This is a genomic window from Pseudorhizobium endolithicum, assembly GCF_902153245.2.
Classification (GTDB): Bacteria; Pseudomonadota; Alphaproteobacteria; order Rhizobiales; family Rhizobiaceae; genus Neorhizobium; species Neorhizobium endolithicum.
On record NZ_CABFWF030000018.1, the window covers coordinates 58232 to 77021 of the forward strand.

Here is an 18790-nt window from a genome sequence, read left to right on the forward strand (position 1 = left end):
TTGTTCTTGCATTGTTCTCTTTTTAACGATAGGAATTTAATCATCAGGTCGGGGCAATGCCCCTTCGGAGGTCCCATGAACGAGCTGCTTCATCTGCGGCAGAGCGCCTTTGCGCCTGCCCATACGGCCGATACTGCCGATGCACTGGTAAAGTCTTCCGGACTGCGCATAGAGGTCGACCGCAGGCGCGGCCGCGGCGCAGGATTGAACCCGAGCGGTCGTTTCGAGCAGGAGCGACGGGAGGTTTTCGACGACGGCTGGCAGACCCTCGAAGATCTGGCGCCGTTCCGGACGGAAGTGCAGGTCGAAAAGCCGCGCACGGCGATCACCCGCAACGATTCGCCGGACATCTCCTTCGACAGGTCCATCAACCCCTATCGCGGCTGCGAGCACGGCTGCATCTATTGTTTCGCCAGGCCCACCCACAGCTTCATGGGCCTTTCGGCCGGGCTGGACTTCGAGGCGAAACTGTTTGCCAAGCCCGACGTGCCGAAGCTCCTGGAACGGGAACTCAGCCGGCCGGACTACAAGGTGCGCGCCATTGCGATCGGGACAAATACGGACCCCTATCAGCCGATCGAGCGGGAATGGCGCATCATGCGCCAGATCCTGGAGGTCCTGCAGAAGGCAAACCATCCGGTGGCGATCGTCACCAAATCCGCGCTCGTCATGCGGGACATCGACATTCTTGCGGACATGGCTTCCAGGGGCCTGGCCAAGGTGGGGATCTCGGTGACGACGCTGGACCGCAAGCTGGCACGATCCATGGAGCCCCGCGCCTCGACGCCCGCTAAACGGCTGGAGGCGATCAAGGCGCTGAGGGATGCCGGAATCCCAACGGCCGTCATGGTCGCTCCGGTCGTACCGGGCCTCAACGATCACGAGATCGAACGCATCCTCGATGCGGGACATGCCGCAGGCGCCGCCGAGGCGAGCTATGTCCTGCTGCGGCTGCCGCTGGAAGTGAGCCCGCTGTTTCGCGACTGGCTGCTGCGGGCCTATCCCGACCGCTACCGGCACGTGATGTCGCTGGTGCGCTCCATGCGCGGCGGCAAGGATTACGATGCGGAGTTCGGCAAGCGGATGAAGGGTTCCGGTCCCTATGCCTGGCAGATCGGCCGCCGTTTCGAGATGGCGACGAAGCGCCTGGGCATGGGACGGCGCGGGCTGCCGCTGCGCGACGATCTGTTCGTGAGGCCGGACGGCGGCGGTATTCAGCTGTCGCTGCTCTAGACGGAGCTTTTCAGGCCGGGCGGGAAAGGCGCCCTCATCAGGATTTCGGCGCGGACTGCCGCTCACTCCGACGCCGGAACCGCCTCGGCCCCGCCTCCCCGTGGCGGGACAGTGTGCCGCATCACACGCGCCGGGGCTTGCAGGAGATCGGGTGGGCGTGCGATTCTGCCGCCATGTTGTCTCGCACGCCCCCCGATTCTCCCATGCTCTTCGAGGATGCTCCGCTTGTGCCGGATTTCAGCCTCGAACTTCTTGCGCGCAAGGCCGGGCACTGGCCGGTTGCCGGAACGGACGAGGCGGGTCGCGGCCCCCTTGCAGGGCCTGTCGTCGCGGCGGCGGTCATTCTCGACCCGGAAAACATTCCGGACGGCCTGAATGATTCCAAGCAACTGACGGCGATCCAGCGCGAGACGCTGTTCGAGGCCATCATGGCGACCGCCGAAGTCTCGATCGCCGCCTCAGGCCCGCGTCACATCGACGAGCGCAACATCCTGAGGGCGAGCCTGGACGCGATGCGGCGGGCCGTGGCAGGCCTCTCGCTCAGACCGGCCTACGTGCTGGCCGACGGCCGCGACGTGCCGCAAGGGCTCTGCTGTCCCGGCAAGGCGGTCATCCAGGGCGACGCACGATCGGTCTCGATCGCGGCGGCCTCGATCATCGCCAAGGTCACGCGGGACCGGATGATGGCCCGCGCCCACCAAGTCTTCCCCCTCTACGGCTTCAACAGCCATGCCGGCTACGCAACGCCCCAACACCGTGCCGGAATCGAGGCGCACGGCCCCTGCCTGCTGCACCGGATGAGCTTCCGGCCGATGCGTCGGGACGACGTGCAGCAATAGCGCCCATTCCTCTGACGCGAACCGGTCACAGAAAAGGGCCGCGTGCTGCAGCACACGGCCCTTTTGCAGGTTCTAAAGCGCTTTCGATCAGTTCAGGCGCGACTGTACCTTGCCCAGGGAATCCCTGAACAGCGCGTCCTGGGTCGCGGCGTCCGCCTTCTTCGCGATGACGCTCTCGGCGGCGGCGACGGCCAGGTCCACGGCGGCGGAGCGCACGGCGGCGATGGCATCGGCCTCGGCCTGCTTGATCTTCTGCTCCGAAAGCGCGTTGCGGCGGGCGACGAATTCCTCCGTCTTCTGGCGCGCTTCTTCCGTCAGGGCGGCGGCTTCGCGTTCGGCGGCCGCCACGATCTGGGCAGCTTCCGCTTCCGCCTCCTTGCGCTTGCGCTGGTATTCCGCGAGCAGCTGCTGGGCTTCCTCGCGAAGGCGCTTGGCTTCGGCCAGTTCGTTGCGGATGTTGTCGGCGCGCTCGTCGAGCGACTTGCCGATCATGCCCGGAACCTTCAGGTAGACCAGGAGAACGAAAAAGAGGATCAGGCCGACGAGGGCGAAGAATGTTGCGTCGAACGCCATGGAATCAGGCCCCCTTCGAGGATGCTGCCGCAATGGCAGTCTTGATGTCGTCGGCACTCGCCTTCGAGCCGATCAGCTGATCGACGATGGCGGTGGCCGTTTCCTCGGCGATCGCGCCGACCTGTGCGAAGGCCTGCGCCTTGATCTCGCCAATGCGGGTTTCGGCGGCGGAAAGCTTCTGGGCAAGCTCCGCCTCGATGGCGGCACGGTCCACGGCAGCCTTCGACTTGGCGGCTTCACGGGCCGTTTCGCCGATGGTGTGCGCCTTGGAACGGGCGGCTGCCAATTCCCGCTCGTAGGTCTCGACAGCGACGTCGGCTTCCGTCTTGAGGCGCGCAGCCTCGTCGAGGTCCTGGGCGATGCGGTCGTGGCGCTGTTCGAGGATGCCGCCGACGCGCGGAACGAGGACCTTCTTCATGAGAAGGTAGAAGAGACCGAAGGTGATGACCAGCCAGAGCAACTGCGACGGATAGGTCGAAGCGTCGAAGGGCGGAAAGACGCCCGTGGCGTGCGCGTCGTCGTGAGGGACGCCGGTTTCGGTGTGCACTTCGCCGGCAGGCGCGGCGCCCGGCGCTTCATGCGTCTCTGTGGCTTCCGGCGCGGTCTGCGCAAATGCCGAAGTCACGAACATCATCACCTCCAGGTGGAATTCAAATGCGAAGGATCACGGCGCGCCATCGCAAGCGGCCGTGATCCCGTACCCGATGCCGATATCAGACGGCGAACAGGAGAAGGAGAGCAACGAGCAGCGAGAAGATGCCCAGAGCTTCCGTAACGGCGAAGCCGAATACCAGACGGCCGAACTGGCTGTCGGCAGCGGACGGGTTGCGCAGGGCGCCCGACAGGTAGTTGCCGAAGATGTTGCCGAGGCCGAGAGCCGTGCCGGCCATACCAAAGCAAGCGAGACCTGCACCGATGAACTTTGCTGCTTCCGCTTCCATGTAAGAACTCCTTGAATGGGTTGTTGCGGCTGATGACTGACGCCTCAGGACGCCAATGTGGTTATTCCTTAGTGCCCGCCCGGATGGACCGCGTCGTTGAGGTACATGCATGTCAGTACCGCAAAGACGTAAGCCTGCAGGAAGGCGACGAGGAATTCGAGACCCGTCAGGGCGACGGTCATGATGAGGGGCAGGATCGCGCCGCCGATGCCGAGTGCGCCGAGCGCGCCCAGCGAGGCGACAAAGCCCGAGAAGACCTTCAGCGTGATGTGCCCTGCCAGCATGTTGGCGAAGAGACGCACCGACAGCGATATCGGACGGGAGAGGAAGGAGATGATTTCGATGGCAACGACCAGCGGCAGGAGAATTCCCGGCACGCCGCTCGGCACGAAGACGTTCAGAAAATGGAAGCCGTGCTTGTAGAAGCCGTAAACGAGAACCGTGCCGATCACGAACAGCGCGAGCGCGAAGGTGACGATGATCTGGCTGGTGACGGTGAAGAAGTAGGGAAACATGCCGAGCAGGTTCGCGGTCAGCACGAACATGAACAGCGTGAACACCATCGGGAAGAACTTCATGCCCGAATTGCCCGCGCCCTCGCGCAGCATGCCGGCGATGAACTCGTAGGACATCTCCGCGACCGATTGCGCCCGGCCCGGGATCAGGCCGCGCTGCGAGGTCGCGAAATACAGGAAACCGGCGGCACAAGCCACGGTCGCAACCATGAAGAGCGAGGCGTTGGTGAAGGAAAAGTCCATTCCGCCGATTTCGATCGGCACGATCTTGCTGATCTGGAACTGATGGGTCGGATCGTTGGCCACCGTCTACCTTCTTTCTACTTCACTCGCCCGCCACAGATCCGCCGAGAGCACATCTATGGCTTCCGCTTCTTATCCTGACCGCCCGCAAGCGACGGCGGCATCGCCACCATTCCGACGGCACGCAGAACATTCAATATGCCGGCGCAGAACCCCAGCAGAAGGAGAACGATCATTCCCCAGGGGCCCGTCCCGGCGAAACGGTCGAGAAGATAGCCGAGCATGGCGCCCACCGCGATCGCGGCGATGAACTCGGAGGAGATCTTCAGGCCGAGAGCCAAGCCTTTGCGGCTTTCCTCGCTCTGAGCATCCCTCTTCGCCTCAGCCGCCTCTTCCCGGTCCCGTTCCGCCAGTTCGGCGGACAGGCGCCTGCGGCGCTGCTCCAGACTTTCGTCCCGATTATCCGTCATCCGCGATCTTCCTTGCCATCCTGCCGCATCCTACGGCTCCGAGACCGTCCGATCCGTCCGAAACATGCTGACAGCGAGGGATTTCGCGCCTTCCGGCCCGTTTTCAAGTCGGGCGCAACATAGTTTTGAGCGCTTCTGTAGTCAAGGCACCGGGAAGATAAGGCCAATGGTATTTTTCATAAACAAAATCAACATCTTCCGCTGCCGGCCGGCAGATTGTCCGAAAGTTGACGGGAATCCCGGCGGCGGCCGGCGGCCGCTGTCAGCTCCAGCCGCCGCCATAGGTCCGGTAAAAGACATGGAGCCCGATGCGTCCGACCTTCTTCATGGACTTCGCCCACTTCGGGCGCACATAGACGGCATGGTAGTGGGTGGAGGACCCCACTTCCTTCAGCCAGATCTTGCCGGCGGTCACCGCCATCGCCACCTCGCGCGCCATCTTCCAGTGGTGCTGCGAACGGACCCGGTCGCGGATATTGTCGCAGGCGAAGGAGAACTGGCAACGGTTGCGCCAGTCCTCGTTCTGGTAGACGACGCCGCAGATGGTCTTCGGATAGGCCGGATTGCGGACACGGTTGAGGATCACCTGCGCCACCGCCGCCTGCCCCCGCGCCGATTCCCCGCGCGCCTCGAAGTAGATCCCCGATGCGAGGCACTGCTGCTCGCGGGCGGAAAAGGCCTCGGCCGGGAGAGGCGTGGCGGCCCAGGCATGGTCGTCCTCGCCGATCGGCGGGATGAAGCGGCCGGCCTCCGGCTTTTTCAGGACCGCATCGAAGGGCGATTCGCGCGCGAAATCCGGCTCGGCCGGCGCATAGGCGGTGGCCAGGACATCGGCCTTGTCGTTGGTGACCAGATCGGCGATCATCGGCGAGAGGTTCGGGTTCGCCTTCTCTTCCTTGCGGAAATAGAACTCCGCCAACTCGATCTGCGCGGCAGCCTTTCCGGGCTTGGCGAAGGTCGCCAGTTCCTCCTCCGTCTCCAACGGCAGCCTTAGCGCACTCGTCCGCTGGAGAACCGATCCGGCACTGAAGGCCTTCGGCGGCTGCATCGGGACGACAGCGACAATACGCCCCTTCTTCGCCTTGCGGTTGACGCGATCCTCGTCGGGGGACGCCTCCGGCTCTGCCGCACCGCCGGCAAACGCCACCTTGCCGCCGTTGGGCAGGGTCATGCCGGCATCGGCAGGAACCAGCCGCTCCATGTCCGGGAACGAGAGTTCGGAGGAGTGGATCGATCCCGCCGGGGACTGGGTGAGGACGACGCGCCATCTGTGGCTGGCATCGAGGCCGGAGAGAAGGTCGGAAAGATCGCCGTGCGCAGCCGCGGTGGGGAAAGCCAGCCAGGACGCGAGACCGAAGACGGCGGGGGCGGTCCAGGCATTCAGGCGGGCGCGGGACTTGCGACTCAGAACGAACTTCGAACGCAAAACGAGAGACTCCACAGGCAACAGCGACCCGTGGAGAATCAATCATTAACCTTGATGCGGAGTTAACGCCGGACGGCGAGATGCCGGCGCAACCGCAGAAAATTAGCAGCATCACATAAATGTCAGATGATGACCTCCGATCCCCGTGCGACGAGGACGCCTCCGGACCTAGTCGAAGACGATGGCCGGGGCCGGCCTCGCGGTGCGTCCTTGCAGCTCTGCCCAGGCCTTCGCCGCAATGTCGCGGTAGATCCCGGCCGCCTGCCCGTCCGGTTCGGCGGCCACGACGGGGGTGCCGACATCAGACTTCTCGCGGATCTCGATCGTCAGCGGCACTTCCCCGAGGAACGGCACGCCGATACGCTCCGCTTCGTCCCGGGCACCGCCATGGCCGAAGATGTCGTAGCGGGCACCGGTATCGGGGGCGAGGAAATAGCTCATGTTCTCGACGATGCCCAAGAGCGGCACCTCGACCTTGCGGAACATGGTGATCGCCTTGCGGGCATCGATCAGCGCCAGGTCCTGCGGCGTCGAGACGATCACTGCACCCGCCAGCGGCACCTGCTGCGCCATCGTCAGTTGCACGTCGCCGGTGCCGGGCGGCATGTCGACCACCAGCACGTCGAGATCGCCCCAGGCCACCTCGCGCAGCATCTGAAGCAGGGCCGACTGCACCATCGGCCCGCGCCATATCATGGCAGTTTCCTCGTCGACGAGGAAACCCATCGACATGGCCTTCAGCCCGTAGTTCTCCATCGGCTTGATGATACGGTTCTCGATCTGCTGGGGCCGGCCCGAGATCTTCAGGAGGCGCGGGATCGACGGCCCGTAGATGTCGGCATCGAGAATGCCGACCCGCAGGCCGTTCGCCTTGAGCCCCAGCGCCAGGTTGACGGCGGTGGTGGACTTGCCGACTCCCCCCTTGCCGGACGCGACGGCAATGATCTTGCTCACGCCCGGGACACCCGTCTTGGCCGGGCCGCCCGGAGCGGCATGCGCATGCGGTGCGCGGGCAGGCTGCGGGCGCGGCGGCGATGCGGCGGGCGCGCCCGCCTTGCGGTCAGCCGTCAAGGTCACGAGCGCGCCCTTGACGCCAGGAAGCGACCTCACCGATCGCTCCGCCGCCGCCCGGAGCGGCTCCAGCTTTTCCGCCTGGTCCGCGGGCACGGTAATCGAGAAATAGACCTTGTTGTCGGAGATGAAGACATCGGAGACCATCTTCAGCGACACGATGTCGTTGGTGAGGTCGGGGCCGCGGACCTTGGCCAGCGCTGAAAGAACCTGTTCCTTGGTCACATCCGTCATGCCACACTCCTGTCGCGGACGGTGCCGGCAATCGGCACCGTCGGCGCCTATATAGGCGCCGGTCCCGCCTGGCCGCAACCGGGAATGACAATGCCGTCCGGCACAGCGGCTGCGAAGCGCTCGTGCCGGACGGCATCTTCTTAACGGCGCCTCTGCGGACGCTTCCAGCCCCTCTGGACCTGATCCTTTGAAGCAGGAAACGTGCCAGTCGGGAAAGGAGGAGCCACCGGCTCGATATCAACGGATTATCCCACGGATCCGATTCCGCAGCACGCGGATCGACCGCGCGATATTGATAAGCTCAGGTGATCAGGCCCGCCCGCAGCGCCTTGGCGACCGCCTGCGTCCGGTTGACGCTGTCGAGCTTCTTGGCGGCGCGGTTCAGGTAGTGATTGACCGTATGCTCGGACAATCCCAGGATTTCCGCTATTTCCGCGCTCGTCTTTCCGGCTGCGGTCCAGTTGAGACAGTCCAGTTCCCGGTCGGTCAGCGTATCGACGGGGCGGGTCGTCAGATTCCGGATCTCGCCCAGCTTCTGATAGACATGGATGGCAATGAAGCTCAGTTCCATCATCTGCTGAAGGCTGAAGGGCGGCGCATCGCCGAACAGGGAAACCGCGCCGCGCATTCCGAAACTGTCCTGCACCGGAAAATATGCTCCCCGCAGGAGATGGTACGGCCGGAACATCTCCAGGGATACGGCGCTGCCCCGCTCCTGGCTGACCCGTTCCATGTCGAACTGGAACGGCACGAAGGAGATCTGCAGCTTCTTCAAAAGCGGACTGGAGGACAGAAGCCCTTCCCGGTCGAAATGGGTGATGAGTTCGGCCGGCCAGTTCGTTATCACCGTATGCGCCGAAAGCACCATGGAGGTGGCCCCGGGCATGTTCACGACCATGAAGACGCGGGCCCCATAGGCCTCGCAAAGTCGCTTCATGAATCGGAAGACATCAAACTGCGTCTTCAGCCGCTCAAGCTCGAGGAGTTGCTCCTCGATGGGCTCGCGCGGGACGACTCTATCCAGATGCGACATAGGGAAATAGGTTCTCGACTATCTTCGGATGGACCTGAAAAGCAGGCTGGCAGGCAAATATTCGAATCATGTTCAGGCGGATCGGTGAGCGCCCGAATCCCGAACGTCAGTGCCGTTGCCTTCGCATGTAAAGATTGTAGACAGGTAAGCCGAAAAGACCCCAATAGCAATCAAGTTTCCGACAAAAAGTCGGATTTTGCATACATCACTTCGTCACTCTGCCGCCACGATAAAACCACGCCCCCTGTTTCAGGCGCGACAGTCAGGAACCGAATCCATGTCAGATGAACCCATTTCCCATGTCCTTTCAGAGACTATCTGCGAATTGGGTGAAGGCCCGAGCTTCGAAGCCGAAACAAACAGGCTGTGGTGGTTCGATATCCTGGGCAGGACGCTTCACGAACGGGATCTCGCCTCCGGCCAGGAGCGACATCACCGCCTGCCCTTCCTGGCCAGCGTCGTCGCGAGGATCGATGACGAGCGACAACTGCTTGCCACCGAAAAGGGCCTTTACATCCGGAGCCGCTCCGATGACGCGCTTACGCCTCATGTCGAGCTGGAGCCTGGGACGACGACCAATCGCTCCAACGACGGCCGCGTTCATCCGAGCGGCAGCCTGTGGATCGGAACGATGGGGAAAAGGGCTGAAGAGGGTGCGGGAGCAATATACCACGTGGCGCGGGCGACGGTAACGCGGCTCTTCGCCGGCATCAGCATCCCGAACGGGATCTGCTTCTCGCCGGATGGCACCACGGGCTATTTCGTCGATACCAAGGTCAACCACCTGATGTGCGTTCCGCTCGATCCGGCAACCGGGCTGCCGGTGGGGGATGCTTCTCTCCTGGCCGATACGAGCGATCGATCGGGAGGAATGGACGGTTCGGTGTGCGACCTCGAAGGGAATATCTGGAACGCCCGCTGGGGCGGGGGCGCCGTGGACTGCTATGCACCGGACGGACGGCTCCTGAGGAGTCTCGCCGTTCCTGCCCGGCAGCCGACATGCCCGGTATTTCACGGAGATACCTTCGACCGGCTCGCGGTGACTTCCGCTTGGGAAGGGCTTGGTCCTGCGGAGCGGGAAACGGATCTCCTGGCTGGTCAACTGTTCAGCTTTGCGGTGGACATGGCCGGGCTGCCGGAACCTGCATTCCGCCTTTGATCGCGTCCGTCGCGAGCCCCCGACGCAACCGGAGGCAGCATAAATTTTCGGCAAGCTGATGCGGAACTAAACAACGAACCTAACCATTGTGCTGTCGAACCGGCGCGGCGAGATGCTCGCTGCGCGTTCATAAGATCAACAGAAGAAGGTAGGTTCGACATGAAGAAGACACTCAGCACGATGGCGGCCGCAGCCGTCCTGATGGCCTCGACCGCGATCGCACCGGCCATGGCCCAGACCAGCGACCCGGCTGCACCGGCCGCTCCTGCTTCGCCGGCTGCCCCGGCAGACCCGGCCATGCAGCCGACGGACGGTGGCGCCGCTAGCGCTCCTGCAACGGGCGGCGCCACCTCGACCGACAGCGCGGCGGCGCCCGAAGCCGACGCTTCGACGGATACCGCAGCGGCGTCCGGCTCCTATATCACGGAGCAGTCCGAAACCCAGATCAGCGCGAACGACTATATCGGCAAGCCGGTCTACAATGCCGAAGACGAGAGCATCGGCGACGTCAACGACCTTATCATGGAAGAGCAGGGCGGCATCGTCGCTGCCGTGATCGGCGTCGGCGGCTTCCTCGGCATCGGTGAAAAGGACGTGGCGGTGCCCATGGACAAGATCACCATGTCCCGCGACACGGAAAACAACAACGAAGTCCGTCTCACCACGACGGAAACCGCAGAGTCGCTGAAGGCAGCGCCCGAATTCATGACCCTTGACGACCAGCAGGCCGCAGCCGACGCTGCTTCCACCGATACGACGACGACCTCGTCGACCGGAACGGGCGCCGGTACCGCCATGCCCAACAACGCAACTACCCCGCCGACGGCTGAAGGCAACAACTAAGCCTGGAGCGAGTGACGCGTTGAGGGATCCTGAAGGGGCGGCGCCGCGGCGCCGCCTTTTCCATGCCGCTCGGCGGGCCATGATGCTGCGGGAGAGACAGCTATGCTCCTTCGACCATCAAAGCGGGGCGATGTTCCTGAAGATAGCGGTGAGTCGCCGCTCCGGTCATCGGTTTGCCGTAGTAATAGCCCTGCCCCATCGGGCAGCCGAGGGCCTTCAGCTTTTCGGCATCCGCGTATTCCTCTATGCCCTCCGCCACGACCTGCAGGTCGAGCCCTTCGCACATGGCGATGATCGCCTTCACGATATGCTCGGAGGCGCGGTCCGTGGTGATGCGGGACACGAAAGCGCGATCGATCTTCACCTTGTCGAAGGTGAAATCCCGCAGCCTTCCAAGGCTCGACTGGCCCGTCCCAAAATCGTCGAGGGCGATCTTCACGCCCTTTGCCCGCAGGTCGGTGATGATCCGATGCGCGGTATCCGCCGACGTCATGACGGCGGTCTCCGTGATCTCGAGCTCCAGCCGGCGAGGATCGAGATCCACCCGCGCGAGCGTCGACAGGATGGCATCCGCCGTGCCGGGATCCATCAGTTGCGCGGAGGACAGATTGAAGGAAAGGAAAAGATCGCTCGGCCAGGACAAGGCTGCTTCCGCCGCCTTGCGCAGCAGTGTTTCCGACAGTGCGTCGATGAACCCGCGCTCTTCCGCCAGCGGCACGAAGACGGAGGGGGAAACGAAGCCGAGATCGGGGTCGATCCAGCGGGCCAAGGCCTCGAAGCCGAGCACCGCGCCGTCGCCCAGCCGGACGATTGGCTGAAAGTGTACATCTACGGCGTCGGCAATGACAGCCGTCCGCAACGCCTGTTCCAGTTGCGTCGCCTGCTTCATCTCCTGGGCGATCTCGCGGGAATAGACGGTGATCTGCCCCCTGCCCCGCCGTTTGGAGCGATAGAGGGCGGTTTCCGCGCTCTTCACCAGGTCTTCGAACTCTTCCCCCGCAAAGGGATAGATCGCAAAGCCGAAAGAGGCGGACAAGCGGACGTTGCGATCGCCGAGATCGTAGGGCGCCGACAGGACATCCCTGATCATCTGCCCCATCCGCTCCGCCCCGAGCCGTTCGAAGACCAGAGGGAAGACGAAGGCGAACTCGTCGCCGTCGTGGCGGGTCACCGTGGCGCCATCCGGCACGCAAGCCCTCAGCCGATGGGCGACCTGGCAGAGGATCTCGTCGCCCGCGTCGGCGCCGAACAGGTCGTTGATCGGCTTGAAGCCGTCCAGATTGGCAATGCAGATCGTGAAGGGCGCCGGATCCTGTGCCCGCTCGGCCGCAAGCAGGCGCACCTTGTCGCGCAGCCGGTACCGGTTCCCCAGACCGGTCAGAGGATCGCTGTATGCCATCGCCTGCAGTTCATTCTGAGTGACCTGCGGCAACAGGGTGCCTGCCGACCTCATTCCAAAATCCGACCTATTGTATACATATCGGCACGATGAGGCAGAAACGTTAACAAATACGTCTCCGCGCTCCTGCCAGAAACGGACCCCTGCCCCTTCGATTACGCGCGATAACCCAAGGATAGCGGCTCCTTCCTGCAGCCGGATCAATGGACGGGGCTTCCCAAGCTCCCTCGAATCCCGGATTATCGGCAGATGACCGTCAAGCTGCTTCCCGAGACCCTCATCAACCAGATCGCCGCCGGCGAGGTCATCGAACGGCCGGCCAGCGCGGCCAAGGAACTGGTCGAGAACGCCATCGACGCGGGAGCGACGCGAATCGAGATCGCCACGGCCGGTGGCGGGAAAAGCCTCGTGCGCATCACCGACAACGGCTGCGGCATGGACAGTGCCGACCTCGACCTTGCCGTTCGGCGCCACTGCACCTCCAAGATTAGCGAGACGCTGGACGATATCCGAACCCTCGGCTTCCGGGGCGAGGCACTGCCGTCGATCGGCTCCGTGGCAAAGCTCTCGATCACCAGCCGGCGCCAGGGAGATTCAGAGGGCTCGCAGGTGACGGTGCTCGGCGGTCGCATGTCGCCGGTCAGACCGGCTGCCGCCAACTGTGGCACCGTGGTCGAGGTCCGGGATCTGTTTTTCGCGACGCCGGCACGCTTGAAATTCCTGAAATCCGAACGGGCGGAAGCCGCCGCCATTACCGAGATGGTGAAGCGGATGGCGATCGCGTTTCCGGCGATCCGTTTCGTATTGTCCGGCACCGACCGCTCGACCCTGGAACTGCCGGCGACGGGTGACGATCAACTGGCCCGCATCGCCCAGATCCTGGGATCCGAGTTCCGCGACAACGCGATCGAGATCGACGCCACCCGCGAGGATGTCTCCCTCAGCGGTTTTGCCGGCCTTCCCACGTTCAACCGGGGAAATTCGGCGCATCAGTACGCGTTCGTCAACGGCCGTCCGGTACAGGACAAGCTGATCCTCTCCGCCATCCGGGGTGCCTATGCCGAAACGATACCGGCCGGCCGGTATCCCGTCGCGGTGCTTTCGATCCGACTCGACCCGGCTCTCGTCGACGTCAACGTCCATCCCGCCAAGGCGGATGTCCGCTTCCGCGATCCGGGCCTCGTCCGGGGCCTGATCGTAGGCGCGATCCGCGAGGCTCTCGCCCGTGACGGAAGCCGCGCTTCCACGACCGGGGGCAGCGGGCTGATGCGGGCGTTCAGGCCGGGGATGGGAGACACCGTTCCCGGCAGGCCGTGGAATGCCGCAACCTCCCCGTCGCGTCCGCTGGCGCAAAGCTATTCCTTTGCGGAGCGCCCACAGGCTGCATTCGAAACCCTGCTTGCGCCGGCAGCGCGCACGGACGCGGCACCGCCGGCTCCTGAACCGCGGGAGCCGGACGATGCACCTGCCTCCACGGCCCACCACCGCCTCGGCGCGGCACGCGCACAACTTCACGAAAACTATATCGTCGCGCAAACCGAGGACGGCCTCGTCATCGTCGACCAGCACGCCGCACATGAACGGCTCGTCTTCGAGGCGATGCGCAAGGCCCTCGATGCCGGTCGGCTGCCCTCCCAGGCGCTCCTGATCCCGGAGATCATCGACCTGCCGGAGGAGGACTGCGACCGGCTGATGGCACATGCGTCCGAGCTCGACGGTTTCGGACTTTCCATAGAGAGATTCGGACCCGGCGCCGTCGCGGTACGCGAGACACCGGCGATGCTGGGTGAAATCGACGCCGGCCTGCTCGTGCGCGACCTTGCCGACGAGATTGCCGAATGGAACACCGCCGGCGGTCTTCGGAACAGGCTTGAAGGCGTCGCGGCCACCATGGCCTGCCACGGTTCCGTCCGTTCCGGCCGGCGGTTGCGGCCGGAGGAGATGAACGCCCTCCTGCGGCAGATGGAAGACACGCCGGGCTCCGGCCAGTGTAATCACGGCCGGCCGACCTATATCGAGTTGAAGCTCGCCGACATCGAACGGCTGTTCGGACGCAGTTGAGGCTGGCGCTCATTCCGCGAGCGCGCTAGATGACCGCATGATTTTCCGCAGGAGACGAAAGATGAACCGGTTCGAGGGAAGCGGCAGCCGGGAAGCGAAGGTCCGGTATCTCGACGGGGACTACCAGATCGTCTCCGCCGGCTCCCATGTGGTCTGTGCGGTCACCGGCGCGATGATCCCCCTCGACGAGCTTCGCTACTGGAGCGTCGCCCGCCAGGAAGCCTATACCGACGCCGCCGCCTCGCTGGAGGCCGACAAGCGCGCCGGCATCCTGCCCAGCCAGCGCGGCTGAGCCTGCGGGGTCAGCCTTCCTTGCGGCCTTCCCGAAGGCGCCTCTGGCGATAGTTGGCGACAGCGAGGTCAATGATCTTGCCGGGGGCGTTGGGGTCGTCGAAACACATATCCACCTCCACCACCCTCGTCCTGCCCAGCAGTTCTTCATGTGCGCCGTGCATACCCGCCAATCTCGCGGCATCCTTCGCGGTCGTCACGGGCAGAATGCCCTGCCGGTCGGCCTCGCGAACCAGATCGGCCACCTCGTCCCCGGTGAAATAGTGATGGTCGGGAAAGGACCGCCGGGCGACGATGTCTGCGCCGAGGGCCTCCAGCGTACGGTAGAACTTGGCGGGATCGGCAATCCCGGCGAAGGCCAGCACCCGCCTACCCTTAAGGTCCGGCGCGGGCCGCGGCGTCAGGGTCGCGACATGAACGGGCTTTCCCGCCCGCGCCGCCTGACGTACCAGCCGATCGGCGGCATCGCCATCCCCCACCTTCAGGATCGCCGACAGGTCGCGCATCTGCTGTGCGATCGGAGCGCGAACCGGGCCTCCCGGCACCAGGTGCCCATTGCCGATTCCCCGGACGCTGTCGATGACGATCAGGGCGAAATCGAGCATCAGCCGGGCGCTCTGGAAGCCGTCGTCCATGATGATGAAGTCGACCCCTTCGGCGATGAGCTTCTGCGCACCCTCCACCCGGCGGCGGCAGATCACCGTCGGCGCCACGCGTGCCAACAGCAGGGCTTCGTCTCCGACGGCCGTCGCCCTGTGGTGGCCGGTGTCCACGAGCGTGGTGACATCGAGCGAGCCGCCGTAGCCGCGGGTGAGGAAGCCCGATTTATAGCCTTTCGCCTGCGCCGCCTGCGCCAGCGCCATGGCGGTCGGCGTCTTGCCGGCGCCGCCCACCGTGAAGTTTCCGACGCAGAGGACCGGCGCGCCGACACTCGCCCGTCCGGTCGCCGCCATTCGGCGGCCCGCCATCTGCCCGTAGACGAAGGAAAAAGGCGCAAGCGCCCATGCTCGCCAGTCGGCCTTCGACCACCAGAACGGCGGCGCCTCGGATACCATCAGCAGAAACTCCCCGCGATCCAATCGGTCACCGGCACAAAAGGGAAAGTGCGCGCAAAAGGCAAGGGGCAGGCTTCGATGCCCGCATCCGCGGCTACCTCCGCAACAGCGTCTCCAGGGCCGTGATATCCTCGATGCAGATATCGGCAAGTTCGGCAAGCGTTTCGCGGGAACCGGTGCCCGTCAGGACGCCGATCTTTGCACCGGCTCCGGCATTTGCCCCCATCTGGAGATCGTGCCGGTTGTCGCCGACCATAGCCACCTGCCGCGGCTCAAGCCGCGTCGCGGCACAGAAGCCGAGCAGCATTCCGGCATCGGGCTTCGTGCCGAAGCCGCTGTCATAGCCGGCGACGAAGTCCACGCAGGACGTGATCCCGAACCGCTCCGCCGTCTGGCGGATCGAGAGCTCGTTGTCGCTGGAGGCAATGCCGAGTTTCAACCCCCGCGCCTTCAGCCGTGAGAACAGTGCGCGAAGATCGGTAACCGGCACAGCGTATTCCGTAGCGCGCACGAACAGCTCGTCGAGAAGGACCGTCAGTTCCGCCGCATCGATCGGCGAACCCGCCGCCTCGAAACCGAGCGCGATCTCCGCGGCATTGCCGGCGGCAAGCAGGCTGTCGGCCCGCGTCAGGCCGGTTTGCGGATCCATGCCCACGGCGAGGAGAAGCCGGGGCTCCAGTTGCAGGTCTCCGGCCGCCGCAATGCGCGCGGCCTCCCGGTTCACGGGGCTCCAGCTCTCGTCATAGCGTATGAGGGTGCCGTCCTTGTCGAACAGGATACCGGCGATATCGGAGCGGAGCGGTGCGTTCATTGCGCAGCAGCGGCCTTCGGCTGCAGCCGCGCGCTCACCGTCAGCGGGTTGATATAGGGTTCCAACGCCTTAACCGTCACGGCCAGGGCGCCCCTCATCTCGGTGATCGTCTCCTGACCGGCATCGATCATCTTGCGCCGGGCAAGGTCGTTGGACAGAAGGTAGTGGACTGCCTTCGCCAGCATCTCCACATCGCGCACCAGCCGGGCCGCGCCCTTGCGGACCAGGTTCGCATAGGCATCGCGGAAATTCTGGACCTGGCTTCCGGAGAGGACCGCACAACCGAGCATCGCGGGTTCGAGCGGGTTCTGCCCACCCTCTCCAGTCAGTGAGCGGCCAACGAAAGCGACTTCCGTCAGGCGGAGGTAGAGGCCCATCTCGCCCATCGAGTCGCCGAGAAAGATGTCGGTCTCCGGCGTGATGGCGTCATTGCGCGACCGGCGCGCCACCACAAGCCCCTGGGCCTTCAACATCTCCTCGATCCCATCCGCCCGCTCCGGATGGCGGGGAACGACGATCGTCAGCTGGCCGTTGCGCGGCTTCAGGACCTTGTGGATGCCCGCAGCGACCTTTTCCTCGCCTTCGAAGGTCGAGATGGCCGCCCAGGTCTTGCGGTCGCCGATCTCCCGGCGATAGCGATCGAGCACGGCCGGATCACAGGGAGGCGGATCGGTGTCGCCTTTCAGGTTGCCGGAGACGAGAACCGGCCAGGCGCCGAGATCGCGGAAGCGCTCCGCATCGACGTCGGACTGCGCCACGACGAGGGACATCCTGCCGAAAAGCGCCTCGGCGATCTGCTCATGGTTCCGCCACCGATCGAACGACCGGTCGGAAATGCGGGCATTGACCCTGATCTGAGGGATCTTCCGGCGGGACAGCTCCAGCATCGTGGTGGGCCATATTTCCGATTCCGCTGTGATGCAGGCGTCGGGCCGCCAGTAGGAGATGAACCGCTTGACCGGAAATTTCAGGTCCAGGGGCACGTACTGGTGGATGACCTCATTCCCGAGGCGGTTCCTGACCAGTTCGGCCGACGTCACCGTTCCGGTCGTCAGCAGGACGTGGATATCGCGCCGGCCGAGCTCACGCAGCAGCGGCACCAGCGCCAGGGTCTCGCCGACACTCGCCGAATGGGCCCAGACAAGCGGGCCGCGGGGCCGGGGAGCGCTCGGACGGCCCAGCCGTTCCGCCCGTCGGGCGCGATCCTCTTTTCCCTTCCAGCTTCGATAGGTGAGGTAGGGCACGGCAAGCGGATAAAGCAGGATTCCGGCCACGCGGTAGCCGGTCAGCGCAGCACGCGCCAGACCCTTGCTCATCGCACCAACCCTCGCTACCCGCCTGTGTCCGCTAATCTGGAAACCCTCCGTGCAATCGGCGCCCGACCTACTCTGGTACAAATGCGTCAAAAATAGCGCCGGGAGACCTTGGAACACAATGGTCTCCGCAGCCACCCACAGCGACAGGATATCCCCTGTTTTAGGTGATTATGCGCCCTTGGTGTCAGGGTCGAGGAGCTTGTGCATGTGGACGATGAAATAGCGCATCTGGGCATTGTCCACCGTCTGCTGCGCCTTGGCGCGCCACGCGGTAAGGGCGGTGGCGTAGTCGGGAAAGATGCCGACGACATCGAGATTCTCGAGGTCCTTGAACTGCACTCCCTCGAGGCTCGCCAGTTCGCCACCGAAGACCAGGTGCAGCAGTTGTTTCTTTTCGCTCGTTTCCGGCATTGTCAGTCCCTTCAGCTTGTCCTCCCGAAGGTTGCTCTTGCTGTCCGGGAGAGAAACGTCAACCTGCCGGTTCGTCTGGCATGAACCGGCGCAGTTTGTCCAGAGCCGGCCCGCCGCCCGCATGCAGCATACCGTGCGTCACACTTTCGCGGTTATAGACGAGCGGAAGCCCGCCAGCGTCGAGCAGCCGACCGCCGGCGCGCTCGAGGATGATGTCGGCAGCCGCCAGATCCCAGTCATGCGAGTTCCGCTTCACCACGGTCCCGTCGATACTGCCTTCGGCCGTCATCGCCAGCCGGTAGGCCAGGGAGGGCACGTGGCGCACCCGGCGGATGGTGTGCGTCTGCTCCGCCGGGACTTTTCGCAGCAGATCCTCGGCGATCGCCAGCGTCAACGGCAGGGCGGGATCGGGATGGGAGACCGATATGGGCTCACCGTTCTTCAGGGCCGGCTCGTCCACCGAGGCGCTGAACTCTTCGCCCAGTGCCGGCGCGACAAGCACCCCGGCCACGGGGCGGCCCCGATGCACCACCGCGACGGACACGCACCAGGTCCGCTCGCCGGCGATGAACGCCCGCGTTCCGTCGATCGGATCGACGACAAAGAGGGTGTCATGGGAAAGGCGGGCGCTGTCGTCGTCCGTCTCCTCCGAAAGCCAGCCGTAATGCGGGCGGGCGGAGGCAAGCAGGCCCTGAAGACGGTCGTTCGCCGCGAAATCGGCAGCGCTGACGGGGGACCGTCCCTCGTTTTTCCACCAGACCTCCGGGGACTGCCCGAAGAAGGAGTGCGCGACGTCTCCGGCTTCCCGAGCCGCCTGCCGGATCAGTGCGAGGTCTTCCTGCCAGTCCCGATGCCCGCCGGCCATC

At 64.5% G+C, this 18790-nt stretch carries 20 protein-coding genes; 6 read left to right on the forward strand and 14 right to left on the reverse strand.

All coding sequences use genetic code 11. From position 1 onward, the window contains the following. Positions 1-75: 75 nt before the first annotated feature. Positions 76-1233, forward strand: a complete 1158-nt coding sequence (locus RTCK_RS18850; protein WP_142593941.1) for a PA0069 family radical SAM protein — start codon at positions 76-78, stop codon at positions 1231-1233. Between the two features lie 173 nt (positions 1234-1406). Further along, positions 1407-2072 carry a ribonuclease HII gene (locus RTCK_RS18855; protein ID WP_142593942.1) on the forward strand — a complete coding sequence of 222 codons (666 nt, stop codon included), beginning with the start codon at positions 1407-1409 and terminating at the stop codon, positions 2070-2072. Positions 2073-2159: 87 nt separating this feature from the next. Here the strand turns inward: RTCK_RS18855 and RTCK_RS18860 are convergent, their stop codons facing one another. The 8 genes from RTCK_RS18860 to RTCK_RS18895 form a co-directional block, all read right to left on the reverse strand. Next, positions 2160-2645 (reverse strand): F0F1 ATP synthase subunit B, encoded by a 486-nt coding sequence (locus tag RTCK_RS18860; RefSeq protein WP_142593943.1) that lies wholly within the window; start codon positions 2643-2645, stop codon positions 2160-2162. 4 nt (positions 2646-2649) lie between these two features. Next, a complete protein-coding gene (locus tag RTCK_RS18865) occupies positions 2650-3276 on the reverse strand; it encodes a F0F1 ATP synthase subunit B (RefSeq protein WP_142593944.1) in 627 nt (208 codons plus the stop codon). Between the two features lie 82 nt (positions 3277-3358). Next, on the reverse strand, positions 3359-3586 hold the full coding sequence (locus tag RTCK_RS18870; protein WP_010026583.1) for a F0F1 ATP synthase subunit C: 228 nt from the start codon (positions 3584-3586) through the stop codon (positions 3359-3361). 68 nt (positions 3587-3654) lie between these two features. Then, the gene (locus RTCK_RS18875) at positions 3655-4407 is read right to left on the reverse strand and encodes a F0F1 ATP synthase subunit A (RefSeq protein ID WP_142593945.1); all 753 of its coding nucleotides are present in this window, start codon (positions 4405-4407) and stop codon (positions 3655-3657) included. Between the two features lie 53 nt (positions 4408-4460). After that, positions 4461-4814, reverse strand: coding sequence for an AtpZ/AtpI family protein (locus RTCK_RS18880; protein ID WP_142593946.1), 354 nt, complete (start codon positions 4812-4814; stop codon positions 4461-4463). 262 nt (positions 4815-5076) lie between these two features. Continuing rightward, a complete protein-coding gene (locus tag RTCK_RS18885; protein ID WP_142594243.1) occupies positions 5077-6222 on the reverse strand; it encodes a cell wall hydrolase in 1146 nt (381 codons plus the stop codon). Positions 6223-6408: 186 nt separating this feature from the next. Further along, positions 6409-7545: an Mrp/NBP35 family ATP-binding protein gene (locus RTCK_RS18890; RefSeq protein WP_142593947.1), complete on the reverse strand. Its 1137-nt coding sequence runs from the start codon at positions 7543-7545 to the stop codon at positions 6409-6411. 301 nt (positions 7546-7846) lie between these two features. Further along, the gene (locus RTCK_RS18895; protein ID WP_142593948.1) at positions 7847-8578 is read right to left on the reverse strand and encodes a helix-turn-helix transcriptional regulator; all 732 of its coding nucleotides are present in this window, start codon (positions 8576-8578) and stop codon (positions 7847-7849) included. Between the two features lie 277 nt (positions 8579-8855). On the opposite strand from RTCK_RS18895, the gene RTCK_RS18900 reads away from it, so the two are divergent. Both RTCK_RS18900 and RTCK_RS18905 read left to right on the forward strand, forming a co-directional pair. Next, positions 8856-9737 carry an SMP-30/gluconolactonase/LRE family protein gene (locus RTCK_RS18900; protein ID WP_142593949.1) on the forward strand — a complete coding sequence of 294 codons (882 nt, stop codon included), beginning with the start codon at positions 8856-8858 and terminating at the stop codon, positions 9735-9737. Between the two features lie 159 nt (positions 9738-9896). Then, positions 9897-10580 (forward strand): PRC-barrel domain-containing protein, encoded by a 684-nt coding sequence (locus RTCK_RS18905; RefSeq protein WP_142521579.1) that lies wholly within the window; start codon positions 9897-9899, stop codon positions 10578-10580. Positions 10581-10680: 100 nt separating this feature from the next. On the opposite strand, the gene RTCK_RS18910 is transcribed toward RTCK_RS18905, so the two are convergent. Further along, positions 10681-12033, reverse strand: coding sequence for a putative bifunctional diguanylate cyclase/phosphodiesterase (locus RTCK_RS18910; protein WP_142593950.1), 1353 nt, complete (start codon positions 12031-12033; stop codon positions 10681-10683). A 195-nt stretch (positions 12034-12228) separates the two neighbouring features. Between RTCK_RS18910 and mutL the strand changes: the two genes are divergently transcribed. Both mutL and RTCK_RS18920 read left to right on the forward strand, forming a co-directional pair. Further along, positions 12229-14040 carry a DNA mismatch repair endonuclease MutL gene (gene mutL / locus RTCK_RS18915; RefSeq protein ID WP_142521581.1) on the forward strand — a complete coding sequence of 604 codons (1812 nt, stop codon included), beginning with the start codon at positions 12229-12231 and terminating at the stop codon, positions 14038-14040. Between the two features lie 61 nt (positions 14041-14101). Beyond that, positions 14102-14332 carry a DUF2093 domain-containing protein gene (locus RTCK_RS18920; RefSeq protein WP_142521582.1) on the forward strand — a complete coding sequence of 77 codons (231 nt, stop codon included), beginning with the start codon at positions 14102-14104 and terminating at the stop codon, positions 14330-14332. Between the two features lie 10 nt (positions 14333-14342). On the opposite strand, the gene lpxK is transcribed toward RTCK_RS18920, so the two are convergent. The 5 genes from lpxK to RTCK_RS18945 all read right to left on the reverse strand — a co-directional run bounded on the left by lpxK (position 14343) and on the right by RTCK_RS18945 (position 18789). Beyond that, a complete protein-coding gene (lpxK, locus tag RTCK_RS18925) occupies positions 14343-15386 on the reverse strand; it encodes a tetraacyldisaccharide 4'-kinase (protein ID WP_142593951.1) in 1044 nt (347 codons plus the stop codon). A 94-nt stretch (positions 15387-15480) separates the two neighbouring features. Continuing rightward, positions 15481-16197 (reverse strand): HAD family hydrolase, encoded by a 717-nt coding sequence (locus RTCK_RS18930; RefSeq protein ID WP_142593952.1) that lies wholly within the window; start codon positions 16195-16197, stop codon positions 15481-15483. Continuing rightward, on the reverse strand, positions 16194-17513 hold the full coding sequence (gene waaA / locus RTCK_RS18935) for a lipid IV(A) 3-deoxy-D-manno-octulosonic acid transferase (protein ID WP_142593953.1): 1320 nt from the start codon (positions 17511-17513) through the stop codon (positions 16194-16196). The genes RTCK_RS18930 and waaA overlap by 4 nt, the downstream gene beginning before the upstream one ends. 168 nt (positions 17514-17681) lie before the next feature. Continuing rightward, the gene (locus RTCK_RS18940) at positions 17682-17924 is read right to left on the reverse strand and encodes a DUF4170 domain-containing protein (RefSeq protein WP_142521586.1); all 243 of its coding nucleotides are present in this window, start codon (positions 17922-17924) and stop codon (positions 17682-17684) included. Between the two features lie 58 nt (positions 17925-17982). Next, complete coding sequence (locus RTCK_RS18945) at positions 17983-18789, reverse strand: 3'(2'),5'-bisphosphate nucleotidase CysQ (protein ID WP_142593954.1); 807 nt, start codon at positions 18787-18789, stop codon at positions 17983-17985. Between the last annotated feature and the right edge of the window lies 1 nt (position 18790).